The sequence below is a fragment of the Vreelandella vilamensis genome, assembly GCF_031451755.1.
Classification (GTDB): Bacteria; Pseudomonadota; Gammaproteobacteria; order Pseudomonadales; family Halomonadaceae; genus Vreelandella; species Vreelandella vilamensis.
The window spans coordinates 91,224-107,819 of sequence record NZ_JARWAN010000003.1 but is presented as its reverse complement, the minus strand read 5'-3'; the positions used below and the strand labels follow the sequence as shown (position 1 = coordinate 107,819).

Below are 16,596 nucleotides of genomic sequence, written 5' to 3'. Positions count from 1 at the left end.
GAGTACGCTAATGACTTGCCATCATTCGAGTCACATGCAACCAATGGCATGAATCGATGAACCTTCACGAGTATCAAGGCAAACAGCTGTTTGCCGATTATGGTCTGCCAGTGTCCAAGAGCTTTGCCGTGGACACGCCTGACGAAGCAGCAGAAGCCTGTAAAAAAATCGGCGGCGACATGTGGGTGGTTAAAGCCCAGGTGCACGCCGGTGGTCGTGGTAAAGCAGGCGGCGTTAAGCTAATCAAAGATCCTGCTGATGCCAAAGCCTTTTCGGAGCAGTGGCTGGGTAAAAAACTGGTGACTTTCCAGACCGACGAGCACGGTCAGCCGGTTTCCAAGATTCTGGTTGAGACCTGCACCGATATCGCCGATGAGCTTTATTTGGGCGCCGTTGTTGACCGCACTTCCCGTCGCGTGGTCTTTATGGCCTCTACCGAAGGCGGCGTAGAAATCGAGAAAGTCGCTGAAGAAACGCCGGAAAAAATTCTTAAAGCCGAGATCGATCCGCTGGTCGGCGCGCAGCCCTACCAGGCGCGCGAACTGGCTTTCGCGTTAGGTCTTTCCGGTGACCAGATCAAGCAATTTACCAAGATCTTCCTGGGACTGTCTAAGTTGTTCCACGATAAAGACTTGGCGCTTTTAGAGATTAACCCGCTGGTTGTTACCGACGAAGGCAATCTCCACTGTCTCGACGCTAAGCTTGGGCTCGATAGCAACGCGCTGTACCGCCACCCAGACCTTCAGGCGATGCGTGATCCGTCGCAGGAAGATGAGCGTGAAGCGGAAGCTGCTGCGTGGGAACTTAACTATGTCGCGCTTGATGGCAACATCGGCTGCATGGTCAACGGCGCGGGTCTGGCGATGGGCACCATGGACATCGTTAACCTCAACGGCGGCAAGCCGGCCAACTTCCTCGACGTTGGCGGTGGTGCCACCAAAGAGCGCGTCGCGGAAGCCTTCAAACTGATTCTCTCCGACGATTCCGTTAAGGCCGTACTGGTTAACATCTTCGGCGGAATCGTACGTTGCGACATGATTGCCGAAGGCATCATCGGTGCCGTTGAGCAAGTCGGCGTTAACGTGCCGGTGGTTGTACGTCTTGAAGGTAACAACGCCGAGCTAGGCAGAGAAAAACTCGCGTCTAGCGGTCTGAACATTATCGCGGCTACCAGTCTGACCGACGCGGCTCAGCAGGTCGTTAAAGCGGCGGAGGGCAAGTAATGAGCATCCTGATCGATAAGAACACCAAGGTCATCTGCCAAGGCTTTACCGGTGGCCAAGGTACGTTCCACTCCGAGCAGGCGATTGCCTACGGCACGCAGATGGTCGGTGGTGTGACGCCGGGTAAAGGCGGCCAAGAGCATCTAGGCCTGCCCGTTTTCAACACCGTAAAAGAAGCGGTAGCGAAGACCGGCGCGGAAGCCAGCGTTATTTACGTACCGGCACCATTCTGTAAAGACTCGATCCTTGAAGCGGCGAATGCCGGTATCAAGCTGATCGTGTGCATCACAGAAGGCATCGCCACGCTAGATATGCTCGAAGCGAAAGTTAAGTGCGACGAGCTAGGCGTACGCCTGATTGGCCCGAACTGCCCGGGTGTTATCACCCCGGGAGAGTGTAAAATCGGTATCATGCCGGGCCATATCCACCAGCCGGGCCGCGTAGGCATCGTCTCGCGTTCGGGCACGCTGACCTACGAAGCGGTGAAGCAGACCACCGATCATGGCTTCGGTCAGTCCACCTGCGTGGGCATTGGCGGCGACCCGATTCCGGGCTCTAACTTCATCGATATTCTCGAAATGTTCGAGAACGATCCGAAGACCGAAGCGATCGTGATGATCGGCGAGATCGGCGGCACTGCGGAAGAAGAAGCCTCAGCTTATATCAAAGCTAACGTTTCTAAGCCTGTTGTCTCATACATTGCGGGTGTCACTGCACCTCCCGGCAAGCGTATGGGCCACGCTGGCGCCATCATCTCTGGCGGTAAAGGCACGGCCGATGAGAAATTCGCAGCGCTAGAAGACGCCGGTGTTAAAACCGTACGTTCGCTGGCTGAAATCGGCGATGCATTGAAAGAAGTGACGGGCTGGTAAGCACTAGCTGCTAAATCGCTTCTCTAAAGAGAGAGCATCCTTCGGGGTGCTCTCTTTTTTTATTCCCCATGCTTGGCACAAAAAAACGGCGCTGTTTAAAGCGCCGTTCGCGTGTACCTCGAAGAGGACATTACTCGACGGGGCGGGCCACCAGCGAGCGCGTCTCTTCACGGGCTTCGGTGAGGGCTACGCGCAGCGGATCACCCAGTTTGTAACGCTCTTCTCCTTCGATCTGGATGCGGCCTTCTTTGTCATCAATGACCACTTTGCTGCGGTCACTGTGCATCAAAGGTGCTGGGACAAAGGCCGTTGCGCCATTTTCTAGCAGCCGAACGCGCATACCGCCACGGTTGATGGCCATAATTTCGGCCTCAAAGGTCTCTTGGTTTTGCGCGGCGGGCGTTAGGTAGCGCACGTAGAGCCAGTCTTTGACGTCGCGCTCGGCCATCCGGTTGAGGCGGCGGCGCTCAGTGAGCTGCTCGGTGAGCTGCTGGCTTGCTTCAGCCGGCGCCTGTTCGCCTTTCAGTACGCGTTTGATCAAGCGGTGGTTGACCATATCGCCGTATTTACGAATCGGTGAGGTCCAAGTCGCATAAGCGGTAAGGCCTAAGCCAAAGTGCGGCCCTGGCTGCGCGGACATGTTGGTGAAGCCTTGGAAGCGGCGCAGGCGGGCATCAAGCCAAGCGTCGTCGCGGCTTTCCAATTCGCGCTTGAGTTCTTTATAGCGCGGAAGCTCGGTGAGGGCTTCGCGTTCCACGTTAATTTCTTGCCCGGCGAGGAATTCTTGGGCCGCTTCTGCTTTTTCGGGCTCAAACGCACGGTGAACGTTGAAGATGCCGTGTCCGATATGCTGGGCTAAGAAATCAGCGCAGCAGGCGTTGGCCGCGATCATTGACTCTTCGATCATGCGATTGGCGATGCGCCGGTCTTCGGTGCGCACGTTGAGCACATTGCCTGCTTCATCCAAATCAAAGACATAGTCAGGACGGTCTTTGAACACCAACGCATGTTCTTCGCGCCACTGGGTGCGGGCGAGGGTCAAATCGCGCAGCGCCTTAAGCTGCTCGCCAATCTCACTATCCGGCGCCCAATCTCCCTGACCGTCAAGCCAATCCGAGACATTGTCGTAGGCCAGTTTGGCATGGGACTTCACCGTGGCCGCGAAGAAGCGGTAATCGCCCAGGCTGCCGTCGGCGTTAATATCGAGTGTGCATGCCAGTGCTGGGCGCTCTTTGCCTTCCCACAGCGAGCAAAGATCATCAGCCAGCTGCTCAGGCAACATTGTGACGTTTTGCCCTGGCAGGTACACGGTGAATGCACGCGTGCGCGCTTCCAAATCCGCTGCGTGGCCTTCCTCAACGTAAGCCGTGGGGTCGGCGATGGCAACGCTTAGACGCCAGCCACCTTCTTCACGCGGTACGACGTGTAAAGCGTCGTCCATGTCGCGGGTTTTTTCATTGTCGATAGTGAAAAACGCCTTAGGCGTTAGGTCTTCACGCACCAGGCCTTCATCGTGCAATGGCCAATCGCTGCCGGCGTCAGGGCACTCTTGCTCCAGCGCGTGGCGAGCAAGCGTGACGCGCCACGGCACGGCCGGGTCGTCTGATTTCGCCACCAGTTCGTCGATCTGGCTAAAGAAACCGCGATCATTTTCTTTCAGGGGATGACGCACTAAGCGTGCGACGACCCAATCGCCATCAGCGATGGTGTCTTCATCCAGGCTGTTCTTGATGCGCGCTTTGATCACATTGCGAATCGAGGGGTGATCGGGAACAACGGCCAGGCGGCCCTCGCGCTTTTGCACTCGCGCGATAAAACGCTCCAACCCTTGCTCGATAAGCTTTTCAGGCTCGACGGATTTCTTATCACCGTTTTCATGAATCACGGCTTCAACGCGATCACCGTGCAGCACCTGCTTCATTGCGGGAGGCGGCACGAAATAGGATTCACCGTCGTCGGTTTCAAGAAAGCCAAAGCCTTTTTCGGTGGCTTTGATCACCCCTTCGGCACGTGGGGTGGTGTCACGAATCTGTTGCTTGAGTGAAGCAAGCACGGAATTGTTTTGCAGCATGAGGTCAATCAATTGGCGAAGGTAGAAGGCTACTATACGGATTCATGCCCGCGGCGCCAATCGCCACGGGAGAACATTCTTGATGTGTGTTGCCTGGTGAGGTGAAAACGTGACGTATGGTGCTAAAACTATTCGTTTTTTGCGTCAAGCCGACGAATTTGCCGCCACAAATCTTGGCGTAGATCTGAAAGCTTGGGCTGCTCTTCCAACGTAAAAGCGAGCGGGCGGCATAGGCGTTGTGCGCGCAGCCCAAGGCGCGCGCTGAGAAGCCCGGTAGCAAGCCCTTGGCCGGCGCGAGCGGAAATACGCCCGGCAAGGTCGAGTGAGAGCATATCCGTTCCCGCTTCGGTCACCATCTCACTGGCGCCAGCAAAGGCCATGTTGTAAAGCACACGTTTGAACAGCCGTAGGCGACTGGCGTAACCCAGTTCTAATCCGTAAAGGCGACAGAGCCGGTCCACCATGGCGAGATTGCGCCAGGCCACTAATGCCATATCCACCAGGGTGAGGGGGCTGATAGCCGTCATGACGGCCGTTTCGCCCGACATGCGCGAAATAAGACGCTGCGCCTCACGGTCACGAGGCGCAAGTAGGTGGTGGTTAAGTAACGTAAGCGTTTCCTCGCCGCTGTGGTGAGGCTGATGGGCGTGTTGAAAGGCTTGCCAATGCGGGTCGTCGTCACCGAGGTTGAGCTGTTGGCGTAGCGTTTCGGCCAATTGGTGTGCCTGCTGAGGTGAGCGCTGAGGGAGTGCCGAAAGGTCACTTCGTAGCCGTTCATGGCGTTTTAAGCGCCGTAAGCGGCCAAGCTCTTTTAGTAACGAAAGACCGCCCAAGCCAATCAGGCCCATGCCGAAAAGTTGCCATGCCATGGTAAGCCACTGTGACTGCTGCCAAGCTTCCGGTAGGCCAGTGATAAGCTCGGCAGCGCCGAGGCTGGCGCCGCCGGCGAGGGTAAACAGCATCCCCCAGCGCCGTTTGCGGGGTGTGCCAAGGCTTTGTGCGGGCAGAACGTCGTCATCGCTGTCGGTGACTTCAGGTTCCGCGTGTTGGGTGGTACTGGGGTCAAAATGGCGGCGTGGGGTTATCGTGGTGGCGTCAAGGTGAGGCGATTCTGAATGATTCCCGCTATTGCTTGACGTTTCTTGCGCGGCATCTTGAGACGCAAAGCGACGGCGTGGTTTGAGCGGCGTCATACGAGTTTATCTCCCATCAGCCAGTCGATAGCGGCGTCCATGCGAATATGGGGTAGCGCTTGCGATGGCGTTGGCATTGGGCGGAAACTGGAAAATTCAAAGCCTTGCTGCTGCCAGAAGCTCGCGTTGGGTAAGCGTTCAGGCACTTCGCCGGGAAAGTCTAATACCTCTTCACCGCTGAGCGTAGTGCCTAGTAGTGCCGGGATACGGGTGCCATTTTCGTTAACCTCGCGCATCTGCGTGGCGCGAATAGAGGCAAGCGACAAGGCTTTGACCGGCACGCCAGCAAAACGAAGCGCTTTAAGCGGCTCGGCGAGCAGTGCTTCGAGTAGACGTACCACGTTGCCGTGTTGATCGGGTGTCACGTGGTCGGCTTTGGTGGCGGCAATCGCAAGCCGGTCAATTTTTGGTGCAAAGAGCCGGGTGAGTAGGCTGCGCTTACCGTAATCAAAGCTTTGCATGAGCTGGGTCAGCGCGCGCGAAAGATCCTCAAAGCGCTCAGGACCGGCATTGAGGGCGCCGAGTACGTCAACCAACACTATTTGGCGGTCGAAGCGGCGGAAATGATCACGGTAGAAGGGCCGCACAATATGTTGCTGGTAGTAGCGAAAACGCGCGGCGAGCGTCGCGTAGACGCTGTTGTCAGGTAGCGCGTGGCGCGTTGCTTCCGTCAGCGAAAACTTCGCCAGTAGCGTTTCCGGAAGGGGAAAAAACTGCAATACCGGGGCGCCTTCGTGCTCGCCGGGGAGCAAAAAACGTCCTGGTTGAAGGTCGGAAAAGCCCGCCGCTTTGGCGCGTTTAAGTCCATCGGCGTAAGCCGCCGCGAGATCGGCAAGCTCGGTTTCATCCGCCTCTGCGGTAGGGTCGAGTTTGTCGATGCCGTCGAGCCATTCGCGAAAAAGCGCTTTTCGCTGCTCGCCCTGGGTTTGGGTCTGTGCGGCGCACCAACTGTCAAAATCGTGCTGAAGCAGGGGGAGATCCAAAAGCCATTCGCCGGGGTAATCGAATATGTCCAGCGTTAGGTGGGTCATATCCGGCGTTAGCCAGCCGCGTTGTGCGGGCCGATAGCGTAGCTGCAAACGAAGCTCACTAATACCGCGGGTGGGCTCGGGCCAGCGCGGTGGGTCATCACGTAAGGCACTCATCGCCGGGTCGTAAGGAAAGCGTGGTATGCCCAAATCGGGCTGGTTAAGGCGCTGGGCACCGAGTAAACGCCCCTCTCTCGCTGCCGGGAGGAGATCAAGTTTGGCTTCTACGCCAGCGTGGCGGAGCTGATTCACCAGGGAGGTGAGAAAAGCGGTTTTTCCCGCTTGGGAGAGGCCGGTGACCGCTAGGCGCAACTGACGGTCCCGACTGCGCTCCACCAGGTTGCTTAGTTCGCGGTTTAGCCGTGCGCGGCTAAAAGGTGGCTGCATAGAGCAAACTCCCTGGTCGTGTTATGAGTGCGTCAACGACGTTATGTCCCGCTACGCAGCGACAACACGAGCTGATAAAACATCGGCATGGTGGCCACGAGAAAGCCAATGACGGCAATGACATAACCGGGCCAACGGCGGGTCATTTTTTGGGCCATTGTTAGCCCCAGAATGCAGATCAGCATGCCGATCAGGTTGAACATAAGCGTTGCCGCTTCAAGCCAAAGCTGTGGGTTCATGCGCTCCTCTTGGGTTTATTAAAGCGGGTTTATTAACCCTGGTGGTTCAAAGGCGATATTTCCCGTGGAAACTATCGCGAACGTTAGTCGCGACTGATGGTGGTGCCTAGCGCATGCTGGGCACCCGGCACGAGCCATACCGGGTCGAGCCGGGTGTTGGCAGCTTCCACACAAAGAAAGTGGCGAGCGTCTGCGGTTGACGTATCCGCGGGCGGCTCACCGCCGGGGTGCCACACTACCGTCGAGTCGCTGTCGTGCTTGGCAATGCGCAAGGCACGTGTTCCATCGCTGAGTAAAACGGGTGCGTTGCTGTGGTAGATACGGTCAATGGGGCCGTGAATCGCCAGGGTGCCTTGTTGCTCTGCTTCTGCGAAGCCGCGCCGCTTGTCGAGATAGCGCGCGCCAGCGAGCCCCTCTAAGCGGCAGTTTTCAATCGCCTCAACCGCCAGATAACTGTGTAGTGCCGCGCTAATTTTGATCGGTGTGTCGCCGCTGTTTTCACTTACGATTTCAACGTGAAGACGTTTGGCATTGGCCTGAATGACCGCGCGAACATTAAGCTGGCTATGTAGCCGTGTTTCGGGTGAAAGGTGAGCTTCAATGCCTTCTTCGTGTTCGTCAACGGCCTCTAAGCGCCAACTTGCAAGGCGCGCTAACCCATGAAAAGGGCCACTGCGGTCAGCGCTCTCATCGGCGTAGCGCTCATCGCCAAACCACGGCCAGCACAGTGGAATGCCGCCACGAATGGCACTCGGCAGTGCTTGCGGGGTGGACGTCATCCATAGCCAATCACGCTCGCCTTTTGGCGCGAAGTGCACTACCTGAGCACCTTGTAGTGCAATAATCAGCTGGCCCCAGTGTTGGTTAAAAAGCACCAGTTCACGCGCTTCCCAGGTGATGGTTTGTTGGCCTTTGGTGGCATGAAGTTGTAGACGAAGCGAGTCTGGGATCATGAGCCTTCCTGTGGTTGGGGCATCGACGTGTGCTTTACGCAGTATGCTATGGTAGAGCAAGCACGTTAACGAGGTAAAACGTCACGTTATCGAGGTGACACTTAGGTCAACGAAAATACAGGGAGACCGTTATGGGCTTTATTGCATGGCTAATTATTGGTGGCCTGGCAGGTTGGATTGCCGGGAACATTATGCGCGGCGGTGGCTTCGGCATATTGGGTAACATTGGCGTTGGGGTAGTGGGCGCTGTTCTTGGTGGTTTTCTGTTCGGGCTTTTAGGCTTGCAAGCAGGAGGCTTTATTGGTTCGTTGGTCACGGCGACAGTTGGTGCTGTGGTGCTTTTATGGGTGATTAGCAAGATAAAGCAATCCGGCTGACCGTTTCAGTAAATCAATAAATAATGCAAAAGTGTCACAAAAACGCCACCGCCAGGGAAAACCTGTCGGTGGCGTTTTTGGCTGACGGTGTGGTGGGGTACACTATGTCGCTTATGCTGACCAACCGGGTCAGGCGTGGGTTCATAGTTGAGGTGTCTTTTGGTCGATGCGTTACGTGCGTGGTGGGCACAGCAACTGGTGCTATGCGATTGGGCGTTTACACCGCATCCGCTAGCGCTAGATGCTGGGGCGGCAGAGCAGCAGCTGTTGCAACAGGGAATTACCCACCGCGGTGAGCTTGCTGAGCAACTGTTAGAAGCCGCTGGTGCGCCACCCGAGCAGGCGGATCAGTTACTTAATGCCCTTGAATGGGCCGCTTTAGCCGGTGCCGCCGGGTGGCTTGAAAAGCCTCAAGCCGAAGCGTGGGCGCAGTGCGTCATCGCGCGTATTGCACATGAGTTCAGCGACTTTCGCGCTTGGCTAGGCGCGTGTCGTCAAGCGCTAAGTGCGGCTGGTTGGCAATCGTGTGCTGACGATCGGTTCGTGGACGCTTGCCAAGCCCTGGCAACGTTAGAAACCGAAAAGGAAGGCGTGACCTGGGATCAGATGTGCGCTGCCCTGGGTGATTCTCCTAAGCCGCCGCTTTGGCCAGAGCAGCCTGAGGCGCAAAGTTATCGGTTATGCGCGCTTTTGCGACCCGTACTCCATTACCCCGCAAGTGCTACTGATTGGCCAGACGCAGGGGAGTGGTTGTCTGAGGTTTGGCAGATCAACGGCCGTGACGCGTTATGGTCGGCGATGCTGTGGCTTAGCGCCCAAGGTGAGCGCCAGCGCTGGGATATTGATGCCCGCCAGCTGATAGAAATGGACCGTGCTCAGCGCGATGAATGGCAACGTAGCGTCCTCCCCGAAGCACCTCATGCCGTGGTCCTTGCCACCTTTGTCACCCAAGGTGAACCGCTAGAGTGGGCGGCCTGGGATTGGCTACGCTTAGCAGAACTTGCCTGGGCAGGCGCGTGCTCTGGTTACCTTTCCCAACAGGAGGCGGATCATTTTGCCGCCCACGCCACGGAGTTGGTGAGTCGTCGCTATCACGACTGGCAAGCCCTTGTGGCGAGCTACGTGCGCGGACTCAGTCTATTTGATGGCATAGATCGACGAGCGGCAACGCCACCTAAACGCTGGCGTGTTCTTCTACACAGTGCCCACAGTCCTTGGCGAGTGGCGATTGCAGACCTCCTTGATGAGTCGACCCGCCATGCATCACATAAGGCCCTTCTGGAGTGGCGGGCGTCGTCTTATCATTGGTTACTGGCGCTCGTCGGCGTGCGCGAGCCCGAAGCGATGCTGAGACAAGGTAAAACTTTTGTCGTGCTGTCTGAATCGCGGCGTATGGAGGCTGCTCACTTTCTCCAAGAGACACTGGGGTTTCATGCTGATGAAGGGGCGGTGGCGATGGGGCGCTATTGGTTGCCGGCACAGGCCCACCACCTTAACCAGTTAGCAGCAGATGCCGCCTATCATGTTTGGCCGCCGCAACAGACCCCTTTTGGCCAGCCGGCTCCCGAGCTGTTGCAAGAGCGTCAAAACCTAAAAAGTGCAAGCCGTCACGCCGCGACCATTCATATGGCAGAAAAATTCGCCTTCTATTTGCATATGGCCCTTGATAGCCAGCTGTTTGAATACGACGCGTTAATGGATTATGCCAGCGCGCTGCAAAGTAGCCTGTGTCGCTTTTACCCTCATGCCAAATCGCTACTAAACGCATGGCTTGCGTGGGAGCGGTGTTTGCCGGAGCCCGAGCATGAGTCGCTTGCGCACGAAATTGCGTGGCACTTAGAAGATCCTGGCAGTCTTTTTCACTGGCTTGATTGGCATCCCGGCGAGTGGCGTGAACCCGGCCCGCGCCCTTCTTTAACGCACTTTACCGCTATGGCGCTGGCTGGGCCATTAAATAGCGCCGCGTGGAGCCAGCCTCAGCCGGAAAGCCCACGGGAAAAAAGTGAGATTGCAGAATGGGTTGAGAGTCACTATCAGCTTCATTGTGCTGATGAGCTTAAAGATTTTATCAACTATATGCTGGAGGCGGGAGATCGGCAGGAGTATCAGATCAATTACGCGCCATATACCCTCAATCAGCAGCGTCTTGAAGAGGAAATCGCGATTATTGAGTCGGGTGAGTGCGGTATAGAAGAGCGCCAGCATCTTTCACGGTTAGAGCGCGTCCGCGACAACGAAGATGGCTGCAATACCCTGGATTTGGCCGCGTGGGACATGGCTCAGGCGATAGATTTGGCCATTGCGGGTCGCCAGCTTGACTGGCTTACGCAAGCACAGTTTGCCCAAGTGCTGGATCGCGTATATGCGCTGGCTGCCAAACACTACAGCGGTTGGCAAGCCTATGCAGAAGGCATGTATGCCGGGTTCTCATTTTTTATGGGCGAAACTCCTGAACGCGAAAGTTTTCTTGCGGGCTTGCGCCAAGCTCTGGTGGCGTGGCTATGTGCCGCACCGCTATTGGCTGGGCCGTGGGCGAGTTTAGATTTTCCCGGTAATAAACCGCGACACTTTGCGCCGTTGCATATCGATACCCTGCCTGGAGACCAGCGAACACTACACTGAGCGCTAAATAGGCTGAGCTTAAGCAAAACTCGCCAAGTCCATTGCCTTTCGCTTATAGTGACAACTTTGATTTTACGTTAACTCATAACGAGGTTAATCGCATGGGTGCGTTGACGCTATCCACTAGGTTTTCTATTGTGGCGCTGTGTTCGGCTGTTTTTATGCTTTCGGGCTGTGCCGGTTCGAGTCCGCGTCACACTGAACCGCCGGACGATTATTTTGCGCGGCAATTGCCCGGTATGCCAGGTGGCAGTCATGCCTTGATGTCGCCAGTCGATAACCCTGTGGCGCAGTTGCGTAGTTTGCAGGAGCCGCCACCGACGCTAATTCGTCAAGCACTGCTAGAGCAGCACCAGAGTTGGGCAGGAACGCCGTATCGGTTGGGTGGTGATTCAGAACACGGGATCGACTGCTCGGCGCTTGTGCAGCACATATACCGCGATACGTTTGATTTAGAGCTTCCACGCTCGACCTATGGGCAGGTCAAAGAGGGGCGCGAGATCGACCGCCAGGCATTGCAAGCAGGCGATCTGGTGTTCTTCCGCCCACCGGGTCCGTATCAGCACGTCGGTGTTTATGTAGGAGACGGCTACTTTTTGCACGCCTCGACGTCCCAGGGGGTGACCATCTCGCGCTTGGATAACAGCTATTGGCAACGTTACTACTGGCAAGCCCGCCGCACACTAGAACCGACCCACGTAGCCCAGCTAAGCCGCACGTTGTAGTCCATGTTACGTTGGCTGTGTAGCAAGGATTCGCATGATTGAAGCCAAATCACCCGCTTGGTGGCGCGCTACGTTAGCCCTTTGCTTGGGTTCTTTATTGGTTTTTATCAATCTGTACGCGCCGCAACCCCTGCTGCCTGGGTTAAAGGAAGTTTACGGCGTCTCAACGCTGGGCGTGAGCTTGATCATGTCGATCTCGACGCTATCGCTGGCGTTTTCCCTTCTGGTATTCGGTCCGCTTTCCGATGCGATTGGCCGCGAAAGTATTATGCGCATCACGCTTTTGCTGTCAGGGCTGTGTTCGCTGGCACTCGCGTTTGCGCCTAACTTTGAAATGCTATTGGCACTACGCCTGCTGCAAGGATTTGTGCTTGGCGGACTTCCCGCTGTGGCGATTGCCTGGATGGGGGATGAGTTCGATAAGCCGGCGCTGTTAAGTGCGGTAGGCTTGTATATTGGGGCGAATTCCTTAGGCGGGATTGGAGGGCGAGTGGTCGGTGGCAGCATGGCCGAAATCGGCGGCCCAAGCGCCGCTTTTTTAACCGTGGGCCTGCTGACGCTGTTAGGCAGTATTCTTTTTTGGCGCTTGCTGCCCACTAGCCGCGCGTTTACGCCGACGCCATTCCATTTTACTACCGCGCTGCGTGATTTAGCCGGCCACTTGCGCTCACCCGTACTGCTGGCGGCTTACGGGCTGGGTGGCATTAACTTTTTGATATTTATTAATCAGTACAGCTACATTACTTTTCGCTTGGCGGATGCGCCGTATCAACTGGCTGCCAGCAGTTTAGGGCTGATTTTTTTGACGTATCTCGGCGGCACGATAGGCTCGACGCTCTCAGGGCGTTTTGCCGCTAAGATGTCGCCAGCGCGCTGCATGATGCTGGGGATCGTGATTTTGATGCTCGGAACGCTGGTAACGCTCGCTGATTCGCTGTTGCTTATCGTTCTGGGGCTCACCATTAATGCGTTTGGTTTTTTTCTCGCGCATTCACTGGCATCAAGCTGGGTAGGGCGTTATGCCCAAGGCGCGCGGGGGAGTGCGTCCGCGCTTTATTTAGTATTTTATTATGTGGGCGCGAGCTTAGGCGGCTTTTGGCTTGAGCCTTTTTGGCGCTGGAATGGTTGGCAAGGCGTTGCTTGGGGCTCATGGGTACTGCTGAGTGTCACGCTTGCTATCGCTTTTGCGCTGTGGCGGTTTGAGCGTCGGGTGCTCTGACGTATCAGTCAGCAATCGGTTTATAGAAACGGTTTATATAAACAACAGATAAAAAAAGAGCGGCGTCGTGAAGAGGCCGCTCTTTTTGAACTAGCAAGCTGTACTAGTAAGCAGTGAATGAGCGTTTAGTGCTCAACGCCGCCTTCGCCGTGTACATGACCGTGTTCAATTTCTTCTTCGCTGGCTTCGCGTACTTCGGCGATTTCAACGTCAAAGTTAAGCTTTTGACCGGCGAGCGGATGGTTACCATCCACAACGACAGTGTCGCCTTCGACCTTCTTAACGGTGACCATCAACGGGCCGCCTTGCGTTTGAGCTTGGAACTGCATGCCGGGCTCAACGCTTTCAACACCTTGGAAAGCATCGCGCGGGACTTCTTGCATCAACTGCTCTTGAACTTCACCGTAGCCTTCTTCCGGCGAAACCTTTACTACCAGTTTCTCGCCAACGTCACGTCCTTCTAGCTCTTTTTCCAAGCCGGGAATAATGTTGCCCGCCCCGTGGAGATAGGTAAGCGGTTCGCGGCCTTCGGAACTGTCCAGCACCTCACCTTCATCGTTGGTTAGGGTGTAGTGGAACGCGACAACCGAGTTTTGCGCAATTTGCATTTAAGAACCTTTCGGTGAGTGCATGTCTTTGCCATGGTAACGCGGAAAAAGGGCATTTGTCAGGGGGTCGGGAAGATTTTCATATGGCTTTAAACGTTGGCGGTATTGCGCCGTGCTATGACCAGGGATACCCTAATGCCACTCTTTTTGACTGACCACTCACTATCTTGTGGAGCGTGCTATGACAATCTTTGTACTTTGGCTAATTGCGTTTGTCCTGATTTTTTATTTTGCCAATAAACGTTGGGACATTAGCGTCAGCCGTGGGCTCGATAAAATGCTGCCTGAAGTGCTGAAAACGCACGGTGAAAATCGCATGCTTTGGGTCATTGCGCTGGCTGTGCTCGGTTCTACAACGTTGGTACGACCGGTTGATGTGTTGTTGGTCACTATCTTGCTGACAATTATTGGTTTGATAGTGGCTAAGGTGGCGCGCTCAGCGGCGGGTAAAGCTGAATTCTAAACCTCTTGGCCCTGCTCTGGGTTATGAGAATTGTTATAAGCGTTAATGAAGCTAAACCTAAAAAACCGGCATGTTGCATATGCCGGTTTTTTTTTATTTTCGTGTTTAAAGCCCGTGATGGCGCGGCAAGATGTTAGTAAGGCGCGACCTGAACGTTACGGCCACTGCCAATCAAACGTACGCGTTGACCAGCCTCAAACTGACGGTCGGCACGCTGTACGACAACCACGTCTTCCCCTGAGTCGGTACGAATCTCCATTTCCCAGGCGTTGATGCGGTTAGAGGCGTCTTCTGCAGCGGTCCCCGCCATGGCGCCGCCTAGCGCACCGGCAACGGTGGCTAAATCACGACCACTACCACCCCCGACCTGGCGACCTAAAAGCCCGCCAATAATTGCACCGCCGCCACCGCCGAGCAGGTTGCCGGTGCGGCTATCGGCTTGAATTTGCACCGGTCGAATCGCCACGAGTGTGCCGTAGGTGACATTCTGGCTCGATTTGGCTTGATTGCCGCTATACACGTCACCCGAATATGGGGAAGTATTCGCACAGCCGGCGAGCGTCAAGAGACTAAAGGCAGCAATGGGAAGTAAGTGTTTCATGAAAATCTCCAGTCCATATTATGTATCTCATCATAATAGAATATTGTGCCCTCAGTAGTGTATAGGACAATGTGCAAAGAACGGGGAGGTTAGTCTTAACAGATTAGTCTTAACAGAAAAGGGGCCCGAAGAGCCCCTTTGTAAATCATTCGCGCTGTATTGTCAGCGCTATGCACCCCTTAAAACTGGTTCATGGTGTTGTCTTTACCGCCCGCTTTTAGGGCCGCATCGCCGTGGAAGAACTCTTTGTGGTCGTCACCGATGTTGGAGCCGGCCATGTCTTGGTGTCTAACGGTAGCGATACCCTGACGAATTTCTTGACGCTGTACACCCGCGACGTAAGCCAACATCCCTTCGTCACCGAAGTAGCCCTTGGCCAGGTTATCGGTGGAGAGAGCCGCTGTGTGATACGTCGGCAGGGTGATCAGGTGGTGGAAGATACCCGCTTCGCGAGCGCCATCACGCTGGAAGTTGCGCGTCCACTCGTCGGCCAGCTTGCCAAGTTCGGTGTCGTCGTACTCGGGCGCCATCAGCTTTTCGCGCTCGTAGGCAGAAACGTCTTTGCCTTCTTCTTTCCAGGCGTCGAATACTTGCTGACGGAAGTTAAGGGTCCAGTTGAACGACGGCGAGTTGTTGTAAACCAGCTTGGCATCCGGGCAAACTTCGCGGATACGGTTAACCATACCGGCAATTTGGCCAACGTGAGGCTTCTCGGTCTCGATCCACAAAAGGTCAGCGCCGTTTTGCAGGCTGGTAATGCAGTCCAGTACCACGCGGTCTTCACCCGTACCCGGCTTGAACTGGAAGAGGCCAGAAGCTAAGCGCTTAACCTTGACCAGCTTGCCGTTTTGCTTAATCACCACATCGCCGTTGTTGATGTCGGAGGCGCTTTCGATTTCGTCGCCATCGAGGTAGCTGTTGTATTGGTCACCTAAATCGCCCGGCTCGTTAGTCACGGCGATTTTCTGGGTCAAACCAGCCCCGAGAGAGTCGGTGCGGGCCACGATCACACCATCTTCTACGCCCAGTTCGAGGAAAGCGTAGCGAACAGCGTTGATTTTGGCGATGAAGTCTTCATGCGGCACGGTTACTTTGCCGTCCTGGTGGCCACACTGCTTCTCATCGGAGACTTGGTTTTCTAGCTGGATACAGCAAGCACCCGCTTCGATGAACTTCTTAGCCAGCAGATAAGTCGCTTCAGCGTTACCGAAACCGGCGTCGATGTCGGCAATGATCGGGACAATATGCGTCTCATAGTTGTCGATTTTGCTGATTAACTCTTGTGCTTGCGCCTTATCACCGGCTTGCTGTGCATCGTCCAGCGCACGGAATAGGTGGTTAAGCTCCCACGCGTCGGCTTGCTTTAAAAAGGTGTAAAGCTCTTCGATCAAGTCGGCGACTGACGTTTTCTCGTGCATGGACTGATCGGGCAGCGGGCCAAACTCAGAGCGCAGCGCGGCGACCATCCATCCGGATAGATAGAGGTAACTACGCTTGGTGGTGTTGAAATGCTTTTTGATCGAAATCAGCTTTTGCTGGCCGATAAACCCGTGCCAGCAGCCCAGTGACTGAGTGTACTTTGAGGTGTCAGCATCGTAAGCCGCCATGTCTTCACGCATAATCTTGGCCGTGTAGCGTGCGATATCCAGACCCGTGTGGAAACGGTTCTGGCTACGCATACGTGCAGCGTATTCCGGCGTGATGTTATCCCACTTGCCGCCTTGCGCTTCGCGCATTTGAGCGAGGGATTTGATTTCGTCGAGTAGTCCAGTCATGAGCTTTTCCTCAGGGTCAAGATAGTGAGTCGCAGGTTAGCATGATTTATGCTGCACCTGCGAAGTTGATACCAGCATCCTCGATTCCCGCGGCACTGTCTTTAAATAAAAAGTCTAACGTGCTGCTGCCGCGTACAGAGGTTTACTGGGCAGGCCAGGTGGCGCTGCGATAGACCTACTATCCCTGATTGATTGCAGTGCAGCAATTGCCCCTTGGGGGCAGACAACGTTGTAACCCGA

At 55.5% G+C, this 16,596-nt stretch carries 15 protein-coding genes; 7 read left to right on the top strand and 8 right to left on the bottom strand.

The genetic code is table 11. The features are described from left to right. Positions 1-56: 56 nt before the first annotated feature. Positions 57-1,223, top strand: a complete 1,167-nt coding sequence (sucC, locus tag QC823_RS02800) for an ADP-forming succinate--CoA ligase subunit beta (protein WP_309654838.1) — start codon at positions 57-59, stop codon at positions 1,221-1,223. Continuing rightward, complete coding sequence (gene sucD / locus QC823_RS02795) at positions 1,223-2,095, top strand: succinate--CoA ligase subunit alpha (RefSeq protein ID WP_309654837.1); 873 nt, start codon at positions 1,223-1,225, stop codon at positions 2,093-2,095. The genes sucC and sucD overlap by 1 nt, the downstream gene beginning before the upstream one ends. Positions 2,096-2,225: 130 nt before the next feature. On the opposite strand, the gene QC823_RS02790 is transcribed toward sucD, so the two are convergent. From QC823_RS02790 to QC823_RS02770, 5 genes are all read right to left on the bottom strand, one after another. Beyond that, the gene (locus QC823_RS02790; RefSeq protein ID WP_309654836.1) at positions 2,226-4,166 is read right to left on the bottom strand and encodes an exoribonuclease II; all 1,941 of its coding nucleotides are present in this window, start codon (positions 4,164-4,166) and stop codon (positions 2,226-2,228) included. Positions 4,167-4,294: 128 nt separating this feature from the next. Continuing rightward, complete coding sequence (locus QC823_RS02785; RefSeq protein WP_309654835.1) at positions 4,295-5,359, bottom strand: YcjF family protein; 1,065 nt, start codon at positions 5,357-5,359, stop codon at positions 4,295-4,297. Further along, complete coding sequence (locus QC823_RS02780; RefSeq protein ID WP_309654834.1) at positions 5,356-6,774, bottom strand: YcjX family GTP-binding protein; 1,419 nt, start codon at positions 6,772-6,774, stop codon at positions 5,356-5,358. The genes QC823_RS02785 and QC823_RS02780 overlap by 4 nt, the downstream gene beginning before the upstream one ends. A 41-nt stretch (positions 6,775-6,815) precedes the next feature. Further along, positions 6,816-7,013, bottom strand: a complete 198-nt coding sequence (locus QC823_RS02775; RefSeq protein WP_309654833.1) for a hypothetical protein — start codon at positions 7,011-7,013, stop codon at positions 6,816-6,818. Positions 7,014-7,096: 83 nt separating this feature from the next. Beyond that, entirely contained in the window at positions 7,097-7,966 is an 870-nt protein-coding gene (locus tag QC823_RS02770) for a D-hexose-6-phosphate mutarotase (protein WP_309654832.1), read from the bottom strand. 131 nt (positions 7,967-8,097) lie between these two features. Between QC823_RS02770 and QC823_RS02765 the strand changes: the two genes are divergently transcribed. From QC823_RS02765 to QC823_RS02750, 4 genes are all read left to right on the top strand, one after another. After that, positions 8,098-8,343 carry a GlsB/YeaQ/YmgE family stress response membrane protein gene (locus tag QC823_RS02765; RefSeq protein WP_309654831.1) on the top strand — a complete coding sequence of 82 codons (246 nt, stop codon included), beginning with the start codon at positions 8,098-8,100 and terminating at the stop codon, positions 8,341-8,343. 159 nt (positions 8,344-8,502) lie between these two features. Further along, entirely contained in the window at positions 8,503-10,965 is a 2,463-nt protein-coding gene (locus QC823_RS02760) for a DUF1266 domain-containing protein (RefSeq protein WP_309654830.1), read from the top strand. 161 nt (positions 10,966-11,126) lie between these two features. Next, positions 11,127-11,690 carry an NlpC/P60 family protein gene (locus QC823_RS02755; protein ID WP_309654931.1) on the top strand — a complete coding sequence of 188 codons (564 nt, stop codon included), beginning with the start codon at positions 11,127-11,129 and terminating at the stop codon, positions 11,688-11,690. 34 nt (positions 11,691-11,724) lie between these two features. Next, the gene (locus QC823_RS02750; RefSeq protein WP_309654829.1) at positions 11,725-12,909 is read left to right on the top strand and encodes an MFS transporter; all 1,185 of its coding nucleotides are present in this window, start codon (positions 11,725-11,727) and stop codon (positions 12,907-12,909) included. 125 nt (positions 12,910-13,034) lie between these two features. On the opposite strand, the gene QC823_RS02745 is transcribed toward QC823_RS02750, so the two are convergent. Next, positions 13,035-13,517, bottom strand: coding sequence for an FKBP-type peptidyl-prolyl cis-trans isomerase (locus QC823_RS02745; protein WP_309654828.1), 483 nt, complete (start codon positions 13,515-13,517; stop codon positions 13,035-13,037). Between the two features lie 181 nt (positions 13,518-13,698). Here QC823_RS02745 and QC823_RS02740 point away from each other — a divergent pair, with 181 nt between their 5' ends. Then, complete coding sequence (locus QC823_RS02740; RefSeq protein ID WP_309654827.1) at positions 13,699-13,980, top strand: hypothetical protein; 282 nt, start codon at positions 13,699-13,701, stop codon at positions 13,978-13,980. A 133-nt stretch (positions 13,981-14,113) separates the two neighbouring features. On the opposite strand, the gene QC823_RS02735 is transcribed toward QC823_RS02740, so the two are convergent. Next, the gene (locus tag QC823_RS02735) at positions 14,114-14,581 is read right to left on the bottom strand and encodes an outer membrane lipoprotein (RefSeq protein WP_309654826.1); all 468 of its coding nucleotides are present in this window, start codon (positions 14,579-14,581) and stop codon (positions 14,114-14,116) included. A 179-nt stretch (positions 14,582-14,760) separates the two neighbouring features. Then, positions 14,761-16,356 (bottom strand): isocitrate lyase, encoded by a 1,596-nt coding sequence (locus QC823_RS02730; protein ID WP_309654825.1) that lies wholly within the window; start codon positions 16,354-16,356, stop codon positions 14,761-14,763. Between the last annotated feature and the right edge of the window lie 240 nt (positions 16,357-16,596).

Bases quoted from the DNA above. Each gene is read 5' to 3' on its own strand.
- sucD (WP_309654837.1), top strand. From the start codon at position 1,223: ATGAGCATCCTGATCGATAAGAACACCAAGGTCATCTGCCAAGGCTTT.
- sucC (WP_309654838.1), top strand. From the start codon at position 57: ATGAACCTTCACGAGTATCAAGGCAAACAGCTGTTTGCCGATTATGGT.
- QC823_RS02750 (WP_309654829.1), top strand. From the start codon at position 11,725: ATGATTGAAGCCAAATCACCCGCTTGGTGGCGCGCTACGTTAGCCCTT.
- QC823_RS02790 (WP_309654836.1), bottom strand. From the start codon at position 4,166: ATGCTGCAAAACAATTCCGTGCTTGCTTCACTCAAGCAACAGATTCGT.
- QC823_RS02730 (WP_309654825.1), bottom strand. From the start codon at position 16,356: ATGACTGGACTACTCGACGAAATCAAATCCCTCGCTCAAATGCGCGAA.
- QC823_RS02755 (WP_309654931.1), top strand. From the start codon at position 11,127: ATGCTTTCGGGCTGTGCCGGTTCGAGTCCGCGTCACACTGAACCGCCG.
- QC823_RS02785 (WP_309654835.1), bottom strand. From the start codon at position 5,359: ATGACGCCGCTCAAACCACGCCGTCGCTTTGCGTCTCAAGATGCCGCG.
- QC823_RS02745 (WP_309654828.1), bottom strand. From the start codon at position 13,517: ATGCAAATTGCGCAAAACTCGGTTGTCGCGTTCCACTACACCCTAACC.
- QC823_RS02780 (WP_309654834.1), bottom strand. From the start codon at position 6,774: ATGCAGCCACCTTTTAGCCGCGCACGGCTAAACCGCGAACTAAGCAAC.
- QC823_RS02775 (WP_309654833.1), bottom strand. From the start codon at position 7,013: ATGAACCCACAGCTTTGGCTTGAAGCGGCAACGCTTATGTTCAACCTG.
- QC823_RS02735 (WP_309654826.1), bottom strand. From the start codon at position 14,581: ATGAAACACTTACTTCCCATTGCTGCCTTTAGTCTCTTGACGCTCGCC.
- QC823_RS02765 (WP_309654831.1), top strand. From the start codon at position 8,098: ATGGGCTTTATTGCATGGCTAATTATTGGTGGCCTGGCAGGTTGGATT.
- QC823_RS02740 (WP_309654827.1), top strand. From the start codon at position 13,699: ATGACAATCTTTGTACTTTGGCTAATTGCGTTTGTCCTGATTTTTTAT.
- QC823_RS02770 (WP_309654832.1), bottom strand. From the start codon at position 7,966: ATGATCCCAGACTCGCTTCGTCTACAACTTCATGCCACCAAAGGCCAA.